Origin of the sequence: Rhodococcus gannanensis (genome assembly GCF_042681175.1) — a bacterium.
In the GTDB taxonomy this organism is placed as follows: domain Bacteria; phylum Actinomycetota; class Actinomycetes; order Mycobacteriales; family Mycobacteriaceae; genus Rhodococcus_G; species Rhodococcus_G gannanensis.
This window is the reverse complement of the sequence record NZ_JBHUFB010000020.1, coordinates 903,253-923,461: the sequence shown is the minus strand read 5'-3', so window position 1 is coordinate 923,461 and position 20,209 is coordinate 903,253. Positions and strand designations below refer to the sequence as shown.

The 20,209-nt window shown below is 68.0% G+C and carries 20 protein-coding genes, 1 tRNA gene and 1 pseudogene; 10 read left to right on the top strand and 12 right to left on the bottom strand.

The window, feature by feature from the left end; all coding sequences use genetic code 11:
• Positions 1-260, top strand: a pseudogene (locus ACFSJG_RS24965) (transposase); the annotation flags it as partial.
• 599 nt (positions 261-859) lie between these two features.
• Here ACFSJG_RS24965 and ACFSJG_RS24960 read toward each other — a convergent pair.
• The 3 genes from ACFSJG_RS24960 to ACFSJG_RS24950 form a co-directional block, all read right to left on the bottom strand.
• On the bottom strand, positions 860-1,564 hold the full coding sequence (locus tag ACFSJG_RS24960; RefSeq protein WP_378487907.1) for a DUF899 domain-containing protein: 705 nt from the start codon (positions 1,562-1,564) through the stop codon (positions 860-862).
• 300 nt (positions 1,565-1,864) lie between these two features.
• Entirely contained in the window at positions 1,865-2,071 is a 207-nt protein-coding gene (locus ACFSJG_RS24955; RefSeq protein WP_378487906.1) for a three-helix bundle dimerization domain-containing protein, read from the bottom strand.
• Between the two features lie 53 nt (positions 2,072-2,124).
• Positions 2,125-2,343 (bottom strand): three-helix bundle dimerization domain-containing protein, encoded by a 219-nt coding sequence (locus tag ACFSJG_RS24950; protein WP_378487905.1) that lies wholly within the window; start codon positions 2,341-2,343, stop codon positions 2,125-2,127.
• Between the two features lie 174 nt (positions 2,344-2,517).
• On the opposite strand from ACFSJG_RS24950, the gene ACFSJG_RS24945 reads away from it, so the two are divergent.
• The 4 genes from ACFSJG_RS24945 to ACFSJG_RS24930 all read left to right on the top strand — a co-directional run bounded on the left by ACFSJG_RS24945 (position 2,518) and on the right by ACFSJG_RS24930 (position 4,849).
• On the top strand, positions 2,518-2,934 hold the full coding sequence (locus tag ACFSJG_RS24945) for a DoxX family protein (protein WP_378487904.1): 417 nt from the start codon (positions 2,518-2,520) through the stop codon (positions 2,932-2,934).
• 84 nt (positions 2,935-3,018) lie between these two features.
• Positions 3,019-3,513: an RNA polymerase sigma factor gene (locus ACFSJG_RS24940; RefSeq protein WP_378487903.1), complete on the top strand. Its 495-nt coding sequence runs from the start codon at positions 3,019-3,021 to the stop codon at positions 3,511-3,513.
• Positions 3,510-4,121: a methylated-DNA--[protein]-cysteine S-methyltransferase gene (locus ACFSJG_RS24935; RefSeq protein WP_378487902.1), complete on the top strand. Its 612-nt coding sequence runs from the start codon at positions 3,510-3,512 to the stop codon at positions 4,119-4,121. Before ACFSJG_RS24940 ends, ACFSJG_RS24935 begins: the two co-directional genes overlap by 4 nt.
• A complete protein-coding gene (locus ACFSJG_RS24930) occupies positions 4,118-4,849 on the top strand; it encodes a 2OG-Fe(II) oxygenase (protein WP_378487901.1) in 732 nt (243 codons plus the stop codon). Before ACFSJG_RS24935 ends, ACFSJG_RS24930 begins: the two co-directional genes overlap by 4 nt.
• 35 nt (positions 4,850-4,884) lie before the next feature.
• On the opposite strand, the gene ACFSJG_RS24925 is transcribed toward ACFSJG_RS24930, so the two are convergent.
• Complete coding sequence (locus tag ACFSJG_RS24925) at positions 4,885-5,364, bottom strand: SUKH-4 family immunity protein (protein WP_378487900.1); 480 nt, start codon at positions 5,362-5,364, stop codon at positions 4,885-4,887.
• Between the two features lie 108 nt (positions 5,365-5,472).
• The gene (locus tag ACFSJG_RS24920; protein ID WP_378487899.1) at positions 5,473-6,408 is read right to left on the bottom strand and encodes an ABC transporter substrate-binding protein; all 936 of its coding nucleotides are present in this window, start codon (positions 6,406-6,408) and stop codon (positions 5,473-5,475) included.
• Positions 6,409-6,509: 101 nt separating this feature from the next.
• On the opposite strand from ACFSJG_RS24920, the gene ACFSJG_RS24915 reads away from it, so the two are divergent.
• Complete coding sequence (locus ACFSJG_RS24915) at positions 6,510-7,517, top strand: sucrase ferredoxin (protein WP_378487898.1); 1,008 nt, start codon at positions 6,510-6,512, stop codon at positions 7,515-7,517.
• Positions 7,518-7,915: 398 nt separating this feature from the next.
• On the opposite strand, the gene glpX is transcribed toward ACFSJG_RS24915, so the two are convergent.
• The 4 genes from glpX to ACFSJG_RS24895 all read right to left on the bottom strand — a co-directional run bounded on the left by glpX (position 7,916) and on the right by ACFSJG_RS24895 (position 10,846).
• Positions 7,916-8,893: a class II fructose-bisphosphatase gene (gene glpX / locus ACFSJG_RS24910; protein ID WP_378487944.1), complete on the bottom strand. Its 978-nt coding sequence runs from the start codon at positions 8,891-8,893 to the stop codon at positions 7,916-7,918.
• A 190-nt stretch (positions 8,894-9,083) separates the two neighbouring features.
• Entirely contained in the window at positions 9,084-9,305 is a 222-nt protein-coding gene (locus ACFSJG_RS24905) for a hypothetical protein (RefSeq protein WP_378487897.1), read from the bottom strand.
• Between the two features lie 180 nt (positions 9,306-9,485).
• Positions 9,486-10,325 (bottom strand): alpha/beta fold hydrolase, encoded by an 840-nt coding sequence (locus ACFSJG_RS24900; RefSeq protein WP_378487896.1) that lies wholly within the window; start codon positions 10,323-10,325, stop codon positions 9,486-9,488.
• 104 nt (positions 10,326-10,429) lie between these two features.
• Complete coding sequence (locus ACFSJG_RS24895) at positions 10,430-10,846, bottom strand: VOC family protein (protein WP_378487895.1); 417 nt, start codon at positions 10,844-10,846, stop codon at positions 10,430-10,432.
• A gap of 504 nt (positions 10,847-11,350) precedes the next feature.
• Here ACFSJG_RS24895 and ACFSJG_RS24890 point away from each other — a divergent pair.
• Positions 11,351-13,660, top strand: coding sequence for an ATP-binding protein (locus tag ACFSJG_RS24890; protein WP_378487894.1), 2,310 nt, complete (start codon positions 11,351-11,353; stop codon positions 13,658-13,660).
• Between the two features lie 125 nt (positions 13,661-13,785).
• Here ACFSJG_RS24890 and ACFSJG_RS24885 read toward each other — a convergent pair whose 3' ends face one another.
• On the bottom strand, positions 13,786-14,277 hold the full coding sequence (locus tag ACFSJG_RS24885; RefSeq protein WP_378487893.1) for a DUF6326 family protein: 492 nt from the start codon (positions 14,275-14,277) through the stop codon (positions 13,786-13,788).
• Between the two features lie 162 nt (positions 14,278-14,439).
• Here ACFSJG_RS24885 and ACFSJG_RS24880 point away from each other — a divergent pair, with 162 nt between their 5' ends.
• Complete coding sequence (locus ACFSJG_RS24880) at positions 14,440-15,579, top strand: sensor histidine kinase (protein ID WP_378487892.1); 1,140 nt, start codon at positions 14,440-14,442, stop codon at positions 15,577-15,579.
• A complete protein-coding gene (locus ACFSJG_RS24875; RefSeq protein WP_378487891.1) occupies positions 15,576-16,232 on the top strand; it encodes a response regulator in 657 nt (218 codons plus the stop codon). The genes ACFSJG_RS24880 and ACFSJG_RS24875 overlap by 4 nt, the downstream gene beginning before the upstream one ends.
• Before the next feature lie 203 nt (positions 16,233-16,435).
• Here the strand turns inward: ACFSJG_RS24875 and ACFSJG_RS24870 are convergent, their stop codons facing one another.
• On the bottom strand, positions 16,436-17,044 hold the full coding sequence (locus tag ACFSJG_RS24870) for a DUF2510 domain-containing protein (protein ID WP_378487890.1): 609 nt from the start codon (positions 17,042-17,044) through the stop codon (positions 16,436-16,438).
• Between the two features lie 541 nt (positions 17,045-17,585).
• Here ACFSJG_RS24870 and ACFSJG_RS24865 point away from each other — a divergent pair.
• Positions 17,586-19,214 (top strand): MFS transporter, encoded by a 1,629-nt coding sequence (locus ACFSJG_RS24865; protein WP_378487889.1) that lies wholly within the window; start codon positions 17,586-17,588, stop codon positions 19,212-19,214.
• An 897-nt stretch (positions 19,215-20,111) separates the two neighbouring features.
• Here the strand turns inward: ACFSJG_RS24865 and ACFSJG_RS24860 are convergent.
• Positions 20,112-20,182 (bottom strand) — tRNA-Gly (locus tag ACFSJG_RS24860).
• Positions 20,183-20,209 lie beyond the last annotated feature (27 nt).

The window sequence follows — 20,209 nt, the reverse complement described above, 5'->3', positions numbered from 1 at the left end:
TCTGCCGGCCGACACCCCGATCAACGAACTTGTCCGCCTCGCGAAACTGCGCTGGCGGATCGAGCACGACTACCGCGAACTCAAAGTTGCACTCGGTCTCGACCGCTTCGAAGGCCGCTCCTGGCTCGGCTGGCACCACCACGCCACCCTCGTCACCGCCGCCCACCTGTTCCTGACGATCCTGCGGCTCACGGGCCCAAAAGCCGGTGGGCAGGGCTGACCCTGTACGGCATCGTCCGCGACATCCAACGCGCACTTGCCATCTGGATCGGCACCTGCCCGACCTGCCACCACACCTTTCCGACCTAACAAAGTCCTACTAGGGCCCGTCGGGCCGGGGCCGGGAATGATGGTGCGATGGCACGCGACTTACATCCGGTCGGCTTCCCGAGTCTGCAGGCGGGCGAGCTCGTTGAGTCCGAGCCCTCACGTGTCAGGCGATACTGATGTGCTGCGCCGCCACCGGTGATTCCACGACCACGAGATGGCACCTGTGGGCGATGACGTGGCCCCTGGTCTGTGGGGCAGTTTCCGGCGCGTGGCTCGGCCTGCAATTCGCCGGACCCGGGGTCGGGTCGAAGGTGGGGGCCGCCGTTCTCGGGATCGGCGCGTCGTTGCCCGCGGGAGCAACTCTGGGCGCGGTGGCGGTCGGGGTCGGCACCCTCGTGCTCGGGTTCGTTCGCCCCAGCGCCTCCGCGCGGGTGCCGATGCCGGAACGGGTGTTGTTCTCCCGCCGATCCGTGTTCCAACTGGGGAACTTGGCGATCACGTCACGTGCAGCTGCCGATTCCGAAGTCGCAGGACTTCACGCTACGGCTTCGTCCCACGAAGTCGGAGCGTGTGGTTATCGGCCCGACCACTACCGGTCGTCGGCGCTCTTGCCGTAGAGCCGCGCCACATCAGGAGAATCGAGCCACTTCGAGTAGGTCGGGGACTGGGGCCACCCGTCGGGGGAGTCCTGCCATTCCTCCTGGCGGCCCCACGGAAGGACGTCGATCAGGGCGAAGGTGTAGCTGAGCTGTTCGGTTCCGCGGCCGGTGGTGTGCCAGGTGCGGTAGACCTTGTCGCCGTCGCGGAGAAACACGTTGACCGCGAAACCGCCGCCGGGTGGCGCGTCGACGTCGGCGCCGAACGAGCTGTCCGACGACGAGTACCAGTCCATCGTGTTGCCGACCTTGGCCCTGTAAGCCAGTGCTTCGTCGATCGGCCCGTTGGTGACGACGACCATCCTGGCGTCGTAGTTGTCGAGGATGCCCAGCCGCGTCCACTGCGACGTGAGGCCGGTACATCCGCCGCACTGCCACTCCGCGCCGTCGGACCACATGTGGTGGTAGACGATGAGCTGGGAGTGGTCCTGGAAGACGTCGACGAGTCGAAGCGGGCCGTTGGGCCCGATCAGTGTGTAGTCGGGCAGTTCGACCATCGGCAGCCTGCGACGTTGGGCGGCGATGGCGTCGAGTTCGCGGGTGGCGGCCTTCTCCCGTCTCCGCAGATCGTCGAGTTCCGTCTGCCAGGTTTCACGGTCGACGATCGGAGGCAGGGCATGGGGTGTCTGCTCGGACATGGCGTCTCCCGGAGTCGGATGGACGTGTACTTCAGTATCGACTGATCTCGGACCCGAAAGTCATCGGGTTGCGGCCCACCAGTCATAGACGACAAGCAAGTCGACGTAGTCGGGGCAGGCGTATTCGGCCTGTTGGATCAGTCCCTGCCGGATCTGCGCGTCGGTTGCCGGATACCTGGCGTGCAGGTCTCGGACCAGCTAGTCGAGCAGTGCTGCATTCTGCTGTGGGCTGCGGGTGGAGGAGAGTTCGACTCGGCCCGGTTGATCCACCCGAGGCTGAGATGCCCTCGGGTCCGCCGCTCAGGCCGTACGCGGTGCGCCGCCGAGTTCCTTGTCTGCGTGACGCTCGACGAGCAGCGGCACGAAGTCGCGGATGGGTGTGCCGTCGAAGTGGATTCGGGCTCGGGTGACGGCGTCGCTGACCTCGGCGAGCGACTTGTGCGGGTACTTGGCGGCGAGGCGCCGGATCGAGAGATCGATCAGGTGCTGTTCTTCTTTCGGCAACATGAGAAAGTCTCGCTCCGCGCACCGGCGTTGGTCAACAGGAAGCTGCACCCGCCCTATTCCTGCTGGGTGGTGAGCTGGGCCCGGATCCGGCGTTCGACGAACAGCGGGACGAATTCGCGGATCGGCCGGTGGTGGAAGTCCTCGCGTGCGCGGTCGACCATAGCGGCGACGTCGTCGTCGGCCAGGTGCGGAAAGTCCTTCTTGATCGCCGATGCGACGTCGCTCAACGCCGCGGCCTCTTTCGGGGCGGCGCCGTCTTTCTGGTGGCCCATACAGGTAGTCGACCATCTGAGGATGAACGCCAGGTTGCCGTCACCTGGCAATTCGCCTACAACCTGTCCTTCGGTGCTGACCCATCCGACATGTCGGCACCCGTTTCCGGCTGCCGGCAGTTCGTTGTTGGACAATGGGTGAACGGGGGTCGATTCGCACAGCGGAGGTAGACGATGGACGTCCTCGTTCTGATCGGTCGAATCCTGTTCTCGGTGCTTTTCCTGACCTCGGCCGCCGGCCACCTGACGCAATCCAATGCCATGGCCCAGTACGCCGAGAGCAAGGGTCTGCCCGTTCCGCAGCTCTCTGTCCTGGTTTCGGGAGTGGTCCTGCTGCTCGGTGCGCTGAGCGTGCTCCTCGGTGTCTGGGCCGACCTAGGCTCACTGCTGTTGGTTGCGTTCCTCGTCCCGACCGCCGTGCTGATGCACAACTTCTGGTCCGAATCCGACGCGCAGGCCAAGCAGACGGAGATGATCCAGTTCAACAAGGACATCGCGTTGGCCGGCGCGGCACTGATGCTGTTCGCCTTCTTCGCCCACACCGGCGATCTCGGGCTCACCATCACCGGGCCGCTGTTCTCGATCTCCTGAAGCCGCTCCCGTCGGACGGACGAGCGGTTCCGCTGTTCTGATCCCGAATCTCACATGTTCGGCCGCAATTGCGTCTTCAGTGGGATGGACATGAAACAGCCCTTCGAGAACGTGGTCGCGCAGCACGGCGCCACCGTGCTGCGGGTCTGCCGCGCGGTCCTCGACGCACACGAAGCGGACGACGCCTGGTCGGAGACCTTCCTCGCCGCGATGAAGGCGTATCCGGATCTGCCGAAGACGGCGAACGTGGAGGCCTGGTTGGTGACGATCGCGCACCGGAAGGCCATCGACGTGGTGCGCGCCGCGAAGCGGAATCCGCTGCCCGTGGACGAGGTGCCGGAGCCACCGGCCCGGATCGGCGAGCCGGAGACCGCGGACACGGACCTGTGGATCGCCGTCCGTCGGCTGCCGACCAAGCAACGCCACGCCGTCGCCTACCGCTACCTGGCGGGCCTGGCCTACGCCGACATCGCGCAGATCGTCGGGGGCAGCGTCGACGCCGCACGCCGAGCCGCCGCCGACGGCATCAAGACCCTACGCACGACATATCCGGGCGACACCGTGGAAGGAGAATCATGAACGACACCCGCTCCGACAAGATCACCGAGCATCTCCGGGCGCCCGTCGACGCCGACCTGCTCGCGCGGTTGCATCGGCGACTGGAGGACGACGCAGCGGAAGCCGGACTCCTGGACATCGCCTTCACCACCGTCGACTCACCGGTGGGCGAACTGCTTCTCGTGGCCACGCCCCGAGGCCTCGTCCGGGTGGCGTTCGCCAACGAGAACCACGAGCAGGTGCTCGAGACGCTCGCCCACAAGGTGAGCCCCCGCATCCTACGGGCCCCGAAGCGCCTGGACGTCGTCGCCCACGAACTCGACGAGTACTTCACCGGGCACCGCCGGTCGTTCGACCTCGACCTGGATCTGTCCCTGTCCCGGGGGTTCCGGCAACTCGTGCAGCGGCACCTCCCGGAGATCGACTACGGGACGACCCGCAGCTACCGCGACGTGGCCGAGCTGGTCGGAAACCCGCAGGCCGTGCGGGCCGTCGGCACGGCCTGCGCGACCAACCCGCTGCCGATCGTCGTGCCGTGCCACCGGGTGCTGCGCACCGACGGAACGCTCGGCGGCTACATCGGTGGCCTCGCCGCCAAGACGACCCTGCTGGAACTGGAGGCAGCATGAATCCCACGACGGCGACGGTCGATCGATGGTGGACGCGGGTGGACGCGGGCGACTGGGGCGCGATCACCCGCGAGGTCGACGAGTACGGCGGCGCACTGCTGCCGCAGCTCCTGACGTCGGACGAGGCGAGGGAGATCCGCGGTCTGTACGACCGGGACGAACTGTTCCGCAGCACCGTCACGATGAGCCGCCACCGGTTCGGCGAGGGCGAGTACCGCTACTTCCGGACGCCCTACCCCGAGCCGGTCGAACGGTTGAAGCAGGCGCTGTACCCGCGGCTGTTGCCGATCGCCCGCGACTGGTGGGACAGGCTCGGCCGGGCCGCGCCGTGGCCGGACACCCTCGACGAGTGGCTGCGGATGTGCCACGACGCAGGCCAGCGGCGGTCGACGGCGATCCTGCTGCGCTACCGGGAGAACGACTGGAATGCGCTGCACCGCGACCTCTACGGCGACCTCGTGTTCCCGCTCCAGGTGGTGGTCAATCTCAACGAGCCCGGGGTCGACCACACCGGCGGGGAGTTCCTGCTCGTCGAGCAACGACCGCGCGCGCAGTCCCGCGGCACCGCAACGCTGCTGCCCCACGGGCACGGCTACCTGTTCACCACCCGGGACCGGCCGGTGAGGTCGACGCGTGGGTGGTCGGCGGCGCCGGTGCGCCACGGTGTCTCCGTGATCCGTTCCGGCGAGCGCCACACCCTCGGCCTCGTGTTCCACGATGCGGCGTGAACGACGTCGCGAATGACATTGCACGCTGGTCGAACTCAGAGAATGCCGTCGTCGATCTGCTCGAGCGTCAGGTGCCACCAGCTGTCCGGGTGGAGGGCAACGGGGTCGATCCGCGTCAGCCGTCGGCGCAGTTCGGCTGCGCGCTCCCGATCCGAGACCTCAGGTGTGGGCTTCCTGCCGGGCGTGATCCGGCCCGCTCTGAAGGCGGCGAGACGCTCGGCCGCCTGCTCCGCCGTCATCACCGTCGGGCCGGGATCGTCTGTGCCCGAACGCAGATGGTCGGCGAGCGCGTCCAGGAAGCCTTCGAGGCGGGCGCGGTCGCGATTCAGCGGGTGCGTCACACCGGTCGAGGCGTCGAACACGGCGGTGGTCGCGTCGTCCTCGAACTCCACGATCTGGAACTCGCCGTCGTGGATGGTGCCGATGACCACGGCCGGCCGCGAGGTCCCCGCAGGAGGCGCGACTGCGGTCGTGGGATGAAGGCGAACGCCGAACGGGGAATCTGCTGAGGACACGAGGCCAGGGTAGCGGGGCTGCCGAAACCGCCTCCCCTCCGCTCGAACACCGACGGCGCCGCGGAGATTCGACTCCGCGGCGCCGTCCGGTGGTGGTCCGAGCTGTGGTCAGTGGCTGCCGGTGGGCTGCTCGGACAGGATGTCGTCGAGGTCGTCGAGGACGGTCAGGCCGCCGAGCGGACCGACGCCGGTGATCCAGTACGACATGTCGACCACGTGCATGTTCGGGAACAGCGCCTTGTCGGTCACCACACCGGGGACCGACGCCGGGTCGTCCGGCTTCGCACTGGTCACGAGAACCAGGTCGGCCTTGGCCTCCCCTGCGAGCTCGGGGGACAGGTCGACGGAGATCGAGTTCTCCCAGTCGCGCGGCGGGATGGTGAATCCTGCGCATTCGAGGGTGCTGCCCGCGAACGACGTCGGTCCGTACAGGGTGAGGACGTCGTCACGGGGGCGAATCAGCTGCGCCGTCTTGCCGTCCGTGTGGTGCTCGGCCGCGACCTCGTCGCAGCGTGTCGTGTAGTCGTCGAGCAGGCCCTGCGCGTCGGAGCCCTTGCCGAGCGTGTCGGCGACGAAACGGACGTTGTCCTGCCACGGATCGGACTGCGACGCCATGTACACCGTCGGTGCGATCGCGGCGAGCTGGTCGTAGAGGTCCGCGTGGCGGGTCTCGGTTCCGATGATGAGGTCCGGCTGGAGCGCGGCGATCTTCTCCACGTTGGGTGCTGCGACGGTCCCGGCCGTCGCGACCGAGGAGGCCTCGTCACCGAGATATGCGGGCACGCCGGTCGCCTCGCTGAGAACCGCGGCACCGACCGGGATCACGCCCAGCGCGATGGAGGTGTCGAGCTGCACGGGCTCGAGGACCACGACGCGCTGGGGAGCGTCGGGAACCTCGGTCGAACCGTGAGCGTGCGCGATCGTGCGGGTGGACGAGGCTTCGGCCGACGCGTCGTCGTCCCCGCCGCCGCAGGCGCTCAGTGCCACCGTGGCGGCGATCGCACCGATCAGCACGCGACCGGCTCGGGTAACTCCCTGTCTCATCCACACTCCTGAAGACTGCATTCGCCACCGGTTGGTGCCGGGTGGGCGCCGGTTCGGCGTCCCCTAAGATTGGTAAGGCTAACTTACAGAATGGAGGCCTCGTGGAGTCTGCTGACCCCGAGGGCGCCGGCCTCGGATGCACGGTGATCGAGAACGGTCAGGTCAGTCGACGCCCCGACGCGTGCACGCGGCGGTCGTCCGCGGTCGGTGAGCCGATGGCCGCGCGCGCCGGACACACCCGGCTGTGGGTGATGGTCGAACATCCCGGACCGTGGCCGAAAACCGCGCCGTCCGGTCTGCTGCCGGACGCACTCCTCGACCGGATCGACTCGCTCGCGGACCCGGCGCGACTGGTGCTCATCCGTCGCCCCCGCCGTCGGCAGGTCACCGAGCCACGCTGGATCCTCGCCTGGTCGGACGGGGTGAGCCACTGGATGCGCGAGGGCACCGTCGCCGACTACGCGGACCTCGGGGATCTGCCGTTCGAGGCGAGTGCCGCCGGGGACGAACCGACGGTCGGGACGGCGCGACGCACCCCGCTGTTCGCGGTGTGCACGCACGGGAAGAAGGACGCCTGCTGTGCCGAACTGGGCCGTCCGATCGTCGGCGCACTGTCCCAGGTCGACGGGGTGGATGTCTGGGAGTGCACCCACATCGGCGGAGACCGATTCGCCGCCAACATGATTGCGTTTCCGGCCGGGTTGTACTTCAGCCGGCTCGGTGCGGAGTCGGCTCGAACGACGGCACGCGACTACCTCGACGGCCGGATGGCGCTCACCCATCTGCGTGGCCGCGCCGCGCTGCCACAGCAGGCGCAGGTCGCCGAGCACGCCATCCGTGAGGCTTCAGGAATCAGTGACGTCGCTGCACTCGACGGCGTCGTCGTGGCGACTGGTGCCGGCGCCTCGGTCACCGTCGACATGCGCGTGGCGGAGCGGGACTTCCGCGTCATCGTCCGACCGGGAAACCCGGAGGTGCCGTTCCGGCACGGGTGCATCCCGGGCGCGGACGCGACCTGGGCCAGGTGGGTCGTCGAGAGCCTCGAGGAGATCGGAGTGGCTGTCGCCTCGAAGCCCAGCCTCTCGAGTATCCCGACCGCGCAACTGTGACCCCAGTGTTGGGCCCTGCCCCGACCGTGCTCCTCGCCCTCCCCGCCGGTCTCACCGGACCTGTCGACCCGGCGATGCGCACAGGGCGTGAGCCGACTGCTTCCTGGCGATGTCGCGACGCTCATCGCGTCGGTTGAGATATCTCACAGTCGACAGCACTCCTGCCGGAATCCCGAGCAGTACCAACATGACTGGATCGATCATCCGTCCAGTCCCCTCGTTGTCAGGCTCCTCGAGGAGACCGCCGCACGACAGCGCGGCCGCTCGCACTCGAGCTCGTCGATCTCCGTGTCGGGAGGTTCATCAGTAGCCATGCATCCACATCTACCCCCACCCTCACGCCCACACCAGAATCCATACGCAATCCTGAGGTCGGTACATAGATCCCGCGCGGCCGGTCAGTGGTCGCGCAGTGACGGCGGCCGGACGTGTTCGGCGTCGATGACGCGCTGCGTTCCGCTGCGGCTGCGCATCACGATCGACTGCGTGAGCGCACGTCCACCGTGGAAGCGGACACCGTCGAGCAGCGGGCTGTCGGTGACGCCGGTCGCTGCAAAGAACACGTTGTCGCCCGAGACGAGATCGGTCGTCGACAGCACCCGATCGGTGTCGTGGCCGGCTGCCTGCGCGCGGACGGCTTCTCCGGCGTCCCGTGGGGCGATCCGGGCGTGGATCTCTCCTCCCGCACAACGCAATGCTGCCGCAGCGAGCACCGCCTCGGGGCTACCCCCGATGCCGGCGGCGATGTCGATGCCCGACTCGGGGCGGGTAGTGGCGATCGCTGCCACCACATCGCCGTCGCCGAGCAGGTGCACCCGCGCGCCACAGCCGCGAATGTCGTTGATCAGACGCCGGTGGCGTGGTCGGTCCAGGACGGCGACGGTCACATCTCGGCTCCGGATCCCCTTCGCCTTCGCGACCGCCTCGACGATGTCGCCTGTCGGCATGTCCAGCTCCACCAGCCCCACGGCTTCGGGCCCGACAACGAGTTTGTCCATGTAGAACACCGCCGACGGGTCGTACATCGTGCCGCGCTCGGCGACAGCGACGACGCTGATCGCGCCAGGCGTTCCGGTTGCCATCCGCGTCGTGCCCTCCACCGGGTCCACCGCGAAATCACATTCGGGGCCGGTGCCGGCGCCGACGCGTTCTCCGTTGAAAAGCATAGGTGCATCATCCTTTTCGCCCTCGCCGATCACGACGATGCCGTCCATGTCGACCGTTGCGAGCATCGCGCGCATCGCGTCGACCGCTGCGCCGTCACCCCCTTCCTTATCGCCGCGGCCGACCCAGCGGGCGGCGGAAAGAGCGCCGGCCTCGGTCACACGAACGAGTTCGAGTGCCAGGTTGCGATCAGGAACGGTAATCGAGCTCATGTCACTCCATCGGAAGGCCGGAATCACCGCCCACGAAACGGGCGGATCGAGCCGGGAAAGGGGGAATTCGGATGGGAGCGGCGTCAGCGTCCCAGTCCTTCGGTCACCGACGAGGGCGCGTGCGGTCTGATTCGCGCGTGCCCGTGCAGAAGGTGAATCGAGTGAGGTCAGGTGTACGTCGAGAAGCCGCTCAACGCCGTGGTGACGGCGGGACGCCCGCAAGTTTGCCGTGCGCGTTGGTCCCCCACGAGGTGGTGTACCCGTTCGTTCCGCCGGGTCGCAGGTTCTCCTCGAAGAACATCATTGCAGGGGCGCCGAACCGAATCGAGAATCCCTCGGACGAGCACTCGGTCCTCGCGAGAGTGGAGGCAGACCGCTGCTCCGAACGCGGAGCGGTGTACCTGATCTGCATCGAGGCAGTCTAGCAACGAACCTGTGGAGGGTGCGGTGCCCAGGCATCCGTGCTCAGGGTCTCGTGCCGAGGTGGACTCGCGAGACGAGTGCCGCGGGGGAGGTCGGTTGGCACCCCGAGTACGCCGGTGTGCCAACCGTTCTGCTCCCGCGCGAGGCGGAGACGCCGGGGTGGCAGCCCCTATCCGAGCGTGAGCATCGCCGCGGTGACCTCGCCGATCGCCGCATCGGGGACGGACGTGGCGGCCTCCTCGAGCACGAGCAACCGTGCACCGGGGATCTCGCGCGCGATCGCCTCACCGTTGCCGACCGGGAAGAACCGGTTGCGGCGGCCGTGGACGACGAGCGTGGGGACCTCGATCTCGGGCAGCCGCTCGCGCCAGCGGGGAGTGCAGTCGAGCCTGGAGAACACCGTGCCGATCTGGTTGGCCGTCTGGATCGAGGGTGTGGTGCCCGCCGTGCGGTCCCAGATGCGCGCCGCGATCGCGCGCGCGGCCACCGGGTCGTCACCGAGGATGTCCGCGCCCGTGGCGGCGAACTCCGCGACCGCATCGCGGTCGGTCCAGTCCGGCATCGGGCGTGCGAACAGTCGGCTCATCGTCGCCTGATCGTGGTCGGGAAGGTCGTCGTCCGGCGGACCGGGTGCAACCGGGCGGGTACCGATGAGCGTGAGCGCCGAGAAGGCTCCCGGGTGATCGAGCGCGGCCACCTGGGCAACCATCCCACCGACACCGCTGCCCGCGAGGTGCGCAGGCCCACCGAGCGCGTCGGCGAGGGCCGCTGCGTCGGCGGCGAGGTCGCGCAGGGTGTAGGCGGGTGCATCCGGGTCCACCGTCGTCGACTCGCCGCTGTCACGCAGGTCGTAGCGCACCACCCGGCGTCCGCCGGCCGCGAGGCGTTCGCACAGGTCATCCGGCCACGACAGCATCGTCGGGCCGCCCACGAGCAGGACGAGTGGCGCGCCGTCGTCGCCGAACGACTCCATGCCCACGGTGACGTCGCCGACATCGACGGTGGTCATGGGATCACCCGCGGCAATCGTGGGTCGGGGAGCGTCCACGCGATTCGTTTTCATACCAGGACAGACTCGATCCGTGGCCCGAACTCATCGCCGGCGGGCGCGGCTCAATCGAAGACGCGGTCGTCCTGAAGGAACTCCACGAGGATGCCGTCGGGATCGGTCAGGAAGAAGTAGCGGACGCCGGTCCGTCCCTCGGTGATCGTGGTGGAGGGCGGGCACAGTCCGCGGTCGACGAACTCCCGCAGGGTTTCCTCCACGGAGCTCACCTGCAATCCGAAATGCTTCACGCCGATCTCGGGAAGGTCGGTCGTCAACTCGCGTGCCGCGTCGGGAAGTGGTGCAGGACTGGAGTAACAGAACAACTCGAGAATGAACCCGTCGAGGCGTAGGTGCGAGACCGACATGCTCGCGTCCGGAGCGTCGTAGCGCAGCGCCTCACGAAAGCCGAACTGCTCGTAGAACCGGGTCGACCGCTCGATCGACGCCACACTGATCGCCACATGGTGCATGGAGAAGGCCATCGGGCGACTATCCCCGAATTCGACCGAGGCGCACAACAACGGCGACACTCGTCACCCCCGCTCTGTCGGGCAGGGCGCTCGTTCACCGCGCGCCACCACGGACTACCCGGACGGTTGCCGGCCAGTGGTTGGAGCAAACCGCGCCGGAGCTGCCATCGCATGAACGACATCGCCGCCCGTTGGAACGGGAGATGCCGCGGGGCCCGGCCGTACGGGCCGTAGTAGCAGCGTTGCATCAGCGCGATCCGGCCTGCAGGATCGTCGCGCACCGCAGCGGTCTGCTGCTCGGCCCAGGCCGCGGCCGTAGCCCCAGCACTCATGCCGACATGATCGCACGCGCTACCAGGGGCTGGGTCGCGTCGCTGCCGGCGGACCGGCAGAACCTCGTTCGACGGCTCGGGTGTCGGGCAGGGCACGATTCGCCCGCTCGGATCCGAGTGGGGATAGTCTTGCTCCCTCAGGTGCGCCGGGCGGTGGCGCCGCGATCACGAAGGGATGTCCCCGATGTCGTCGGCGGTGCGCGAGCGGATCGGTAACCTTCCCCACGAGCTCACCAACTTCGTCGGCCGCGACCGCGAGTTGGCGGAGGTTCGTCAGTTGTTGGCCGAGTCGCGTCTCGTGACCCTGGCCGGCATGGGGGGCGTCGGCAAGACCCGGCTGGCACTGCGGGCCGCCGCGAGCCTCCAGGACGACTTCGAGGATGGGGTCTGGCTGGTCGAACTCGGTACGCTCGTCGAGCCGCACCTGCTCGCGGACACTGTCGTGGCCGCACTGGGGCTCAGGGAACGAGTGGCCCTCTCCCCGCTCCCACTGCTCGTCGACTTCCTGGCCGACCGGCGTGCGCTGATCGTCCTCGACAACTGTGAGCACCTGGTTGCAGAGGTCGTCGAGTTCGCCGCGGCGGTACTCAGTGCCTGCCCGCAGGTGAGGATCCTGGCGACGAGTCGGGAGGCACTGGCCGCCGGCGAGGAGGCGGTCCTGCGGGTGCCGCCGCTGACGGTCCCGGATCCGGACACGACGGCATCGTTGCGGGATCTGAATCGGTACGAGGGCGTCGTCATGTTCGAAGCTCGTGCCCGCTCCGCAGTTCCCGGGTTCAGCCTGACCGTCGACAACCAGGTCACGGTCGCGAAGATATGCCAACGACTCGAGGGTCTCCCGTTGGCGATCGAGCTGGCCGCGGCCCGGTTGCGGGCGCTGTCGCTGAAGGAGATCCTTCTTCGTCTCACCGACCGGTACCCGCTGCTGACGTCGGGCAACCGTGTCGCGCCGTCGCGGCAGCAGACGCTGCGGCTGTGCATCGACTGGAGTCACGACCTCCTGAGCGAACGCGAGCGGACGCTGTGGCGCCGGCTGGCGGTGTTCGCCGGCGGCTTCGAGTTCGATGCCGCAGCGGAGGTCAGCGGCTTCGCCGACGACGTGCTGATCGACGTGCTGGACTCGCTGGTCGACAAGTCGATCCTGATCCGGCAGGAGACGGGCGAGGTCGTCCGGTACCGGATGCTCGAGACGATTCGTGAGTACGGGCTCGAGAAGTTGACGGAGGCGGACGAGTCGGCGCTCCTGCGGCAACGTCACCACGACTGGTGCGTTCGGTTGACGCTGCAGGCGGAGTCCGAGTGGATGGGGAAGCGGCAGCTCGAGTGGATCGCTCGATTCGACCGCACCGGAGCGGATCTGCGTGGGGCGCTGGAGTTCAGCGTCACTGCCGCGGCCGACACGGACGCGGCGCTGCGGATGGTCGCTGCGATCTATCCGTACTGGGTTTCCCGCGGGTTGCACAGCGAGGGGCGGTACTGGATCGAGCGGGCGCTGGCCCGTGCCGACGAGGCTCCTGCCGCGTCACGGGTGACGGCGATGTGCTTCGGCGGCATGCTGGCGTCGATGCAGGGCGATGTCGAGGCGGCCCGGGTGTGGACCGACGGTGCATTCGCCCTGGCGCAGTCGGAGGGGGATCCCGCGGTGCGTGCGGTCGCGGTCTCCGCGACCGGCTACCTCGCCACCTTCTCCGGTGACTTCAACCGTGCGACAGAACGTTTCGAGGAAGCGCTGCTGACACTCAGTGTCGAGGGGCCTCCGCTGTCACGCGTCGGGACTCTCGTCGGACTCGCGATGGCATGCGGGCTCGCGGGCGACGCTCAGCGCGCGATCGCCTGCCACGAGGAGGTCGTCGAACTCACCGAGTCGCTCGGCGAGTCCATGTACCGGTCGTACTCGCTGGGCATGCTGGGCCTGGCGCTGTGGGAGCAGGGCGACACGAGGCGCGCGACGAAGCTGATCGAGGAGGGGGTGCGGCTCACCCGCGTCGTCGACGATCCGCTCGGCCTCGCGATGTGTCTCGAGATCCTGGCCTGGATCGGCGCGGACCGACCCGAGCGGGTCGCCGTACTGATGGGCGCGTCGGCGTGGGTGGGTGAGGCGGCAGGCAGTCCCACGATCGTGGTCCGTGACCTTCTCGGTCACCACGACCGAATCGTTCGCGAGGCGACAGATGCCATCGGTCAGAAGGCATTCGACGCCGCCTTCGCGCGCGGACGCGACCTCCGCGTGGACTCGGCGGTCGCCTACGCACTCGGTGACCAGACGTCGCCCGAGGCGGGCGCGAGTGCGGCGGCGACGCGGCTCACCCGTCGGCAACGAGAGATCGCCGAACTCGTCGCACAGGGGATGACCAACAAGGCGATTGCGCAGCAGTTGGTGATCTCCCAGCGCACAGCGGAGGGACACGTCGAGAACATCCTCACCAAGCTGGGATTCACGACTCGCGCGCAGATCGCGGCGTGGGTGGCCGGGGGCGCGGATCAGGAGTCCTGACGAGGGTGCGAGGTGCACTCGTGACCGCGGACGCCGGGCACCTGTCCGGTTGGCGATCCGACTCGGGCCTTCCGTGCCGCAGCGCTGAAGCGTCGTGACCGGCGCGGCGGGGACTGTTCCCGGGTTCACGCTTGCCGTTGGGTGCGAACGGTTTCGCGGTCCTGGCCGGTCACTGTGGTGGTCGACGTTGTGGTGCGGGGCCAGGTCCAGGCCCACCGCAGGATGAGCACGAAGATGATCACTTCCAGTGCGACGCCGAGGCCGTAGAAGTACGCCCAGGAAGGCTCGCCCACCATATTGAATGCCGCGTAGGGGATCTGGACGGAAGCCACGACGAGGTTCGTGATGCGGTTCGCCCGGGCGGGCAGCGTCATCGACAGCAGGACCATGGCGATCGGGATCGCCATGAGAACGAGGAAGGTGGTCAACAGCGTCTGGGTGACGTCGAACTCGAAGACCCTGCCGACGAGGATGTTCTCGACGACGCCGGGTTTGAAGAAGGCGATGATGTCCACGTAGGCGTACAGGAACATCACGCTCGTCCACGCTGCGACGAGCTTTGCCCGCACCGGGATCGGCGGGTCTTCCAGGGTGGTGGCGGATTGAGGTGTTCTCATCGTGGGCTCCGTTGTCGAGGTGAGGATCGGTAGATCCACGATCGCCGAGCCCGGCGGCGGGCGCCTCGGTCCCGAGGCCAGGATTCCCCTGGCCGATGGCATGGTCTCGCTCTAGTACTTTCGGCGGATACGCCGAGGCGCGCCGGCCCCTAGGCTGGAGTCGTGGTCACTGTCCGGCGCTCCATCTGGCACGAGCCGCGGCCTGCCGGCGCCCCACCTGTCGGCCGGTTCGACTGGCTTCTGGTGGGCGTGTTCGCGGCCGCCGCTGTGGTCGAGGGTATCGCTCGGCCGGGCGTGGCCTGGCGGCCCCTTGTGACGGTGCTTGCCCTGGCGCTGATACCTGCCCTGCTCTGGCGGCGGAGTCGCCCCCTGATCGCCGCACTGGTCGGGTGGGGCGTCGCCGGGTTGCTCTCGGTCGTCCAGCTGACCGCGCCCGCCGGGGACCTGGACCTCTACTCCATGATGGCCGTCCTGACCCTGCTCTACTCCCTGGTGCGGTGGGGCTCGGGCCCGGAAATCGTCTGGGGGACGGCGTTCGTGACGGTCGTCGTCGCGCTGGGGATGTACGTCTCCTCCGCGGGCTGGGCCGACGTGTTCGGCGGGAGCGTCCTCCTGCTGCTGTTCGTCGCCCTCGCCGCGGCGTTCCGCTATCGTGCGGATCTCTGGCGTCGCCAACAGCGCGAGATTCGCAATCAGGAGCGGATGGAGCTGGCCCGCGAGCTGCACGACACCGTCGCCCACCACGTCTCGGCCATCTCGGTGCAGGCGCAGGCCGGTCGCGTGGTTGCCGGCACCGAGCCGGACAAGGCTGCCGAGATCCTGGCCGCGATCGAGTCCGAGGCGTCGCGAACCCTGGCGGAGATGAGATCCATGGTGCGGGTCCTGCGTGACGAGGAAGGCGCCGCCTTCGCACCACAGCCGGGTGTCGCGGACCTGCAGGCCCTGGCCCGGGCCGGCGCGACGCCCACCGTCGAGGTCTCGCTGGACGGCTCGTTGTCCCGGCTCGGACGACCCGTGGATGCCGCGCTCTATCGGCTCGCGCAGGAGTCGTTGACCAACGCCGTACGGCACGCCCGGAGCGTGACCCGCGTCGGGATCGACGTACGCCGCGAGGGCGATGCCGTCAGGCTGCGTGTCAGCGACGACGGACGGACCGAGCCGGGCCCCGCCCCCGCACCCGGGTTCGGTCTGCTGGGCATGGCCGAACGCGCCCAGCTCCTCGGCGGATCGCTCTCCGCGGGACCGGGTCCCGAGGGTGGCTGGGTGGTCGAGGCCGTGCTGCCGGTGGAGGCGCCGGCATGAGCATCCGTGTCGTCGTGGCCGACGACCAGGACCTGGTCCGCACGGGGCTGGTGATGATCCTCGGCGCGCACCCCGACCTCGAGGTCGTGGGGGAGGCGGCAGACGGGCTCGCAGCGCTCGACCTGGCGACCCGGCTGCGTCCCGACGTCCTTCTCGTCGACATCCGAATGCCCGGGCTCGACGGCGTCGAGGTGACACGACGTCTGGCCGGGCCAGGCGTGACGGACCCGATGGCGGTCGTCGTGATCACAACCTTCGACCTCGACGAGTACGTCCTCGGCGCCCTTCGCGCCGGCGCCCGCGGCTTCCTGCTCAAGGACGCCGGGCCGGAGCTCCTCGTGCAGGCCGTCCACGCCGCGGCCAACGGGGACGCGCTGATCGCGCCCAACGTCACCCGCCGACTGTTGGCGACCTTCGCGGACCAGGCGCCGGTGGTGCCGGTCCAGCCCGTCGACCCGCTCACCGAGCGTGAGAAGGAGGTGCTCGCGCTGGTGGCACGGGGCCGCACCAACGCCGAGATCGCCGCCGAGCTCTTCGTCGGCCTGAGCACGGTCAAGACCCACGTCGCATCGTTGATGACCAAGCTCGGCGCCCGCAACCGCGTCGAGGTCGCGATGTGGGCCTACGACACCGGACGCGTGAGAACCGACTGACGGGTGCGGTTCTCAGCGAGGGTTCGTGGCGTTCGGTCGCGTCGACCAGGAGTGTCAGCGCGTCGTCGGGTGAAGTCGCCGCCGAGTTGCCGCCCGGATCGGCCGAACTCGATCAGGACCTCGTCAGGCCGGCTGTCCCGCCGTTGACGAATGTTCACGAATACGTGTGGCTACTCCGGACCGATCGACGGGGAGGGCCCGGATCAGCCGGCGGCGGGCGGGAACCGACCGTGTGTGCCACGGGGGTCGCCCTGGGTCTGGAGGTTGTTCTCGTACTCGGCGCGCATCGCCAGCCTCTGGGCCTCCTCGTCCCGGACCGCCTTCTTCTGGACGACGAAGTAGCAGCCTCCGACGAGAACGGCCAGCGAGATGAAAACGCCGAGGAGTGCGGGGGTTTCCGAGATCAGGCCCATCACGAACAGGGCGACGAAGACTCCGCCGATGATCTTCCAAGTCTTCGGGCTGAGGCCCTTGGCCGTCTGCGCCACGCCACCGACGGCCACGGTCGTGTTGCCGCTGTTGGCAATCGCGACGATCAGCCAGACGGGCAGCCAGAGACCCATCGTCAGGATGGTCAGCACGAGATGCAGCACATGGTTGGTGCGCTTGCCTGTGACGATCACCGGCATGGGGTAGGCGGGGGCCGCGTTGACATGGTTGTTGACGACCACACTCGGTGTCGCTGGTGCCGGAGCGTCCGGGGTGAAGTGTTCGGTCCACGTGGCGCCGTCGTGGTAGCGCCGGCCGGGCTGCCCGCTCGGGTCTGGGTACCAACCTGCGGACGGCGGAGGGGGAGGAATGTACTCGCTCATGGTGTTCGGACTCCTTGGATAGTGGCCGGGCACCGCACGAGCACCGGCTTCCCCACTGCACGGGGTGACTGCACTGTAGAGGGCGCCTACGACAATCGAACCGATGTCTACTGTTCGAACGACAGTGACGTCCGCGGCAGGAAATATGCTGCAGTCAGGGAACTTTCGCAGTCCCGTGTAGTGGACTCCCGCTGTTGCAGGACCCGCGCCGGCCCGAGGGTTGGACGGTCGACATCGCCCCGGGAACGGCCGTTGCGGCATTTGCACAGAGCGTCGGGCGCCATCGGCCGAATCCGACCGTTGGGCGGAGCGTACGGAAATCGAAGCCCAACTTCGGCCGCGGGCCCGATAGGCGAACACCCCAGAAGGGAGGAGGGAGAAGGAGGAGAGAGGGGTGTTCACGATCGGTGGTCTCGAGTACGAGTAGCCCCTCTCCCCTTGCGCGCGTTCGGCTCGGGCGCCTAGTCTCGTCCCGAGTCAATAGTGTTACTCAGAGTAACGCTTAATTCACCAAGGTGACTGCAGGGGGTACGCCATGGGCATGCCGGCGATCGAGGACAGGGCGGAATCGTCACCGCGCGAGAGGTGGGCGGCGCTCGGCGCGCTGGTGACGTCGTGCCTCGCCGTCCTGCTCGTCCTGGTCGACAACACCGTCGTGGTGGTGGCGCTGCCCACCCTCGCGAACGACCTCGGAGCCGGATTCGGCGGACTGCAGTGGGTCGTGGACTCCTACACGCTGCCGTTCGCCGGATTCCTCTTGATGTTCGGGCATCTCGGAGACCGACTCGGGCGACGTCGCGTCATGCTGGGCGGCCTGATCGGCATCGCCGCGGCGTCGATCATCGGCGCCGCCGCCGACACCCTAACCCAGGTTCTCGTCGCACGGACCGCGATGGGTATCGCGGCCGCAGCGGTGTTCCCGGCAACTCTGGCGATCATCACCGCGGCCTTCCCGAGCAGGCGCGGACGCGCCGCGGGAATCGCCGCGTGGACGGCGATGGCCGGCTTCGCCGTCGCGCTCGGCCCCGTCGTGGGCGGTTGGCTGCTCACGCACTTCTCCTGGCACGCAGTCTTCTGGGTCAACGTACCGCTGGCCGTGGTCGTCGCCGCCGCCTCCCTCGTCTTCGTGCGGGAGTCACGTTCCGAGACGACCGGTCCACTCGACGTCCAGGGCATCGTGCTCTCGATCCTCGGCGTGTTCCTCCTCGTGTGGAGTTTCATCGAGGCTCCCCGGCACGGCTGGCTGTCGCCGCTCACACTCGGCGGAATAGCCGGTGCCCTGGCACTTCTCGCAGCGTTCGCCGTCCGCGAGTTGCGTGCCCCCTACCCCGTGCTCGACGTCGGGTTGTTCCGGATCCGCCGGTTCGCCTTCCCGGCGCTCGCCCTCGCGGTCTCGTACTTCGCGATGTTCGGGTTCCTGTTCATCGTCAGTCAGTACTTCCAGGCCGTACTCATGATGGATCCCCTCACCTTCGGCATCCACTCGTTGCCGTTCGCACTCGCGGTCGGTGTCGGGGCCCCGGCCTCCGCGTGGCTCGGCTACCGGTACGGGCACGCAGGGGTGGTCGTGGCGGGTATGGCGATTCTCGCCTCCGGCCTCTACTGGGCGAGCCATGCGACCGTCACCACCACATACTGGGAGATCCCGTTCGGGTCGATGATCCTGATGGGTGCGGGCCTCGGCATCGTCACCGGTCCCGTCACCGACTCGATCATGTCTTCCGTGCCCGCGTCGGCCGCCGGTGCGGGGTCCGCGGTCAACGACACCACCCGCGAGGTGGGCGGCGCACTCGGCATCGCGGTGCTCGGCTCCGTCCTGTTCGGCAAGTACCACGAGGTCGTTTCGGCGAAACTCGACTCGTACGGTCCCCTCGTGGGGGGCTTCGTGTCGGACCGGGAGCGCGAACTCGTCGAGAACTCACCGGTTTCGATTCTCTCCATCCTGGAACGGACGGATCTGCCACCGGCGATCACCGATCTCACCGATCCGAACAGCCTCGTGTACGTGATGCAGGACGCCGCGATGCAGGGGTGGCAGCAATCGGCGATGCTGATGGTCGTCAGCGTGGTCGTGACCGCCGTCGTCTTCGCGCTGTTCATGCCATGGACTCGCGGACAATCCCTCATCGACTCGTCGGCGGACGTCACCGGTCCGGCGGCACACCCTTGACCCGCGGCCCGCTTCGAAGTCCTCGATCAGGGCGTCGACGGTTCCTGGGAGTCGGTTCTCTCGGCACCGATGACGGCGCGGAGGGCCGCGCTTGATTCAGCCGGCGGTGGCCCGACCAGGTTGCACCAGCCTCAACAGCCCACGAAGGGCGTTCTCCCAGAGATAGTTTGGCGCGTCCGTCATGCTGCTCGGCGCACCGAGCTGCCTCCGAACCGCCGACATGGTCCGTGGTGGCGAACCCGTGGTGAAGACTGCGGCGTCGTCGCAGTACCGGACGACATGTAGGAGGATCACCCGCGCGCTCGAAAGCCGCGACGGCATCGCGTGGGGCCTGGGTAGCTCCTCGGAGCTCTCGACTCGAGACTGCATGGACGGACTTCGATCACCTCCTTCTCCTGTTGCGTGGAGGTATGGATGTGATCGTCCGCGCCCTGCACCTGTCGCCGGAGAAGGTGCTGTCCGTGAAGCCGTACGTCGGCTGGTGCACGACCAATGTCGGCAACCTGTAGTCCCGATCCAGTCGAGGCCAACGCGATCGCAGAACTGAATCGCCCCACTCCGACATCAAGGTGATCTTCGAGCTGCGTAACTCCATCCGCAACGCGCAGATCCGGCCGGTCCTTGTCATCCCGCTACGGGACGGAGCGAACACCGTTTGAGGTCAGGCGCCCTTTCGGGCCCAAGTCGCCGCGAACATCGTCGCGAACCTTCTGGGGAAGGCCGGCTCCGAGGTTGTGGCTGCATGGGGATTCGAACCGGCATCCGACAGTGGCGCGACAGCTGACCTCTGCAATGCAAGCAACGCACAACCAACACAACGAGACAACGTGGGTGGAGGCAGGCGTCGAGACGACAGAGAGAAGAGATAGACGAGAGAGAAAAGGAGGAGGGAGAGAGAGCCGATGACGGGAATCGAACCCGCGTATTCAGCTTGGGAAGCTGATGTTCTACCATTGAACTACATCGGCATGCAGCGGTTTTCCCGCCATTTCGAC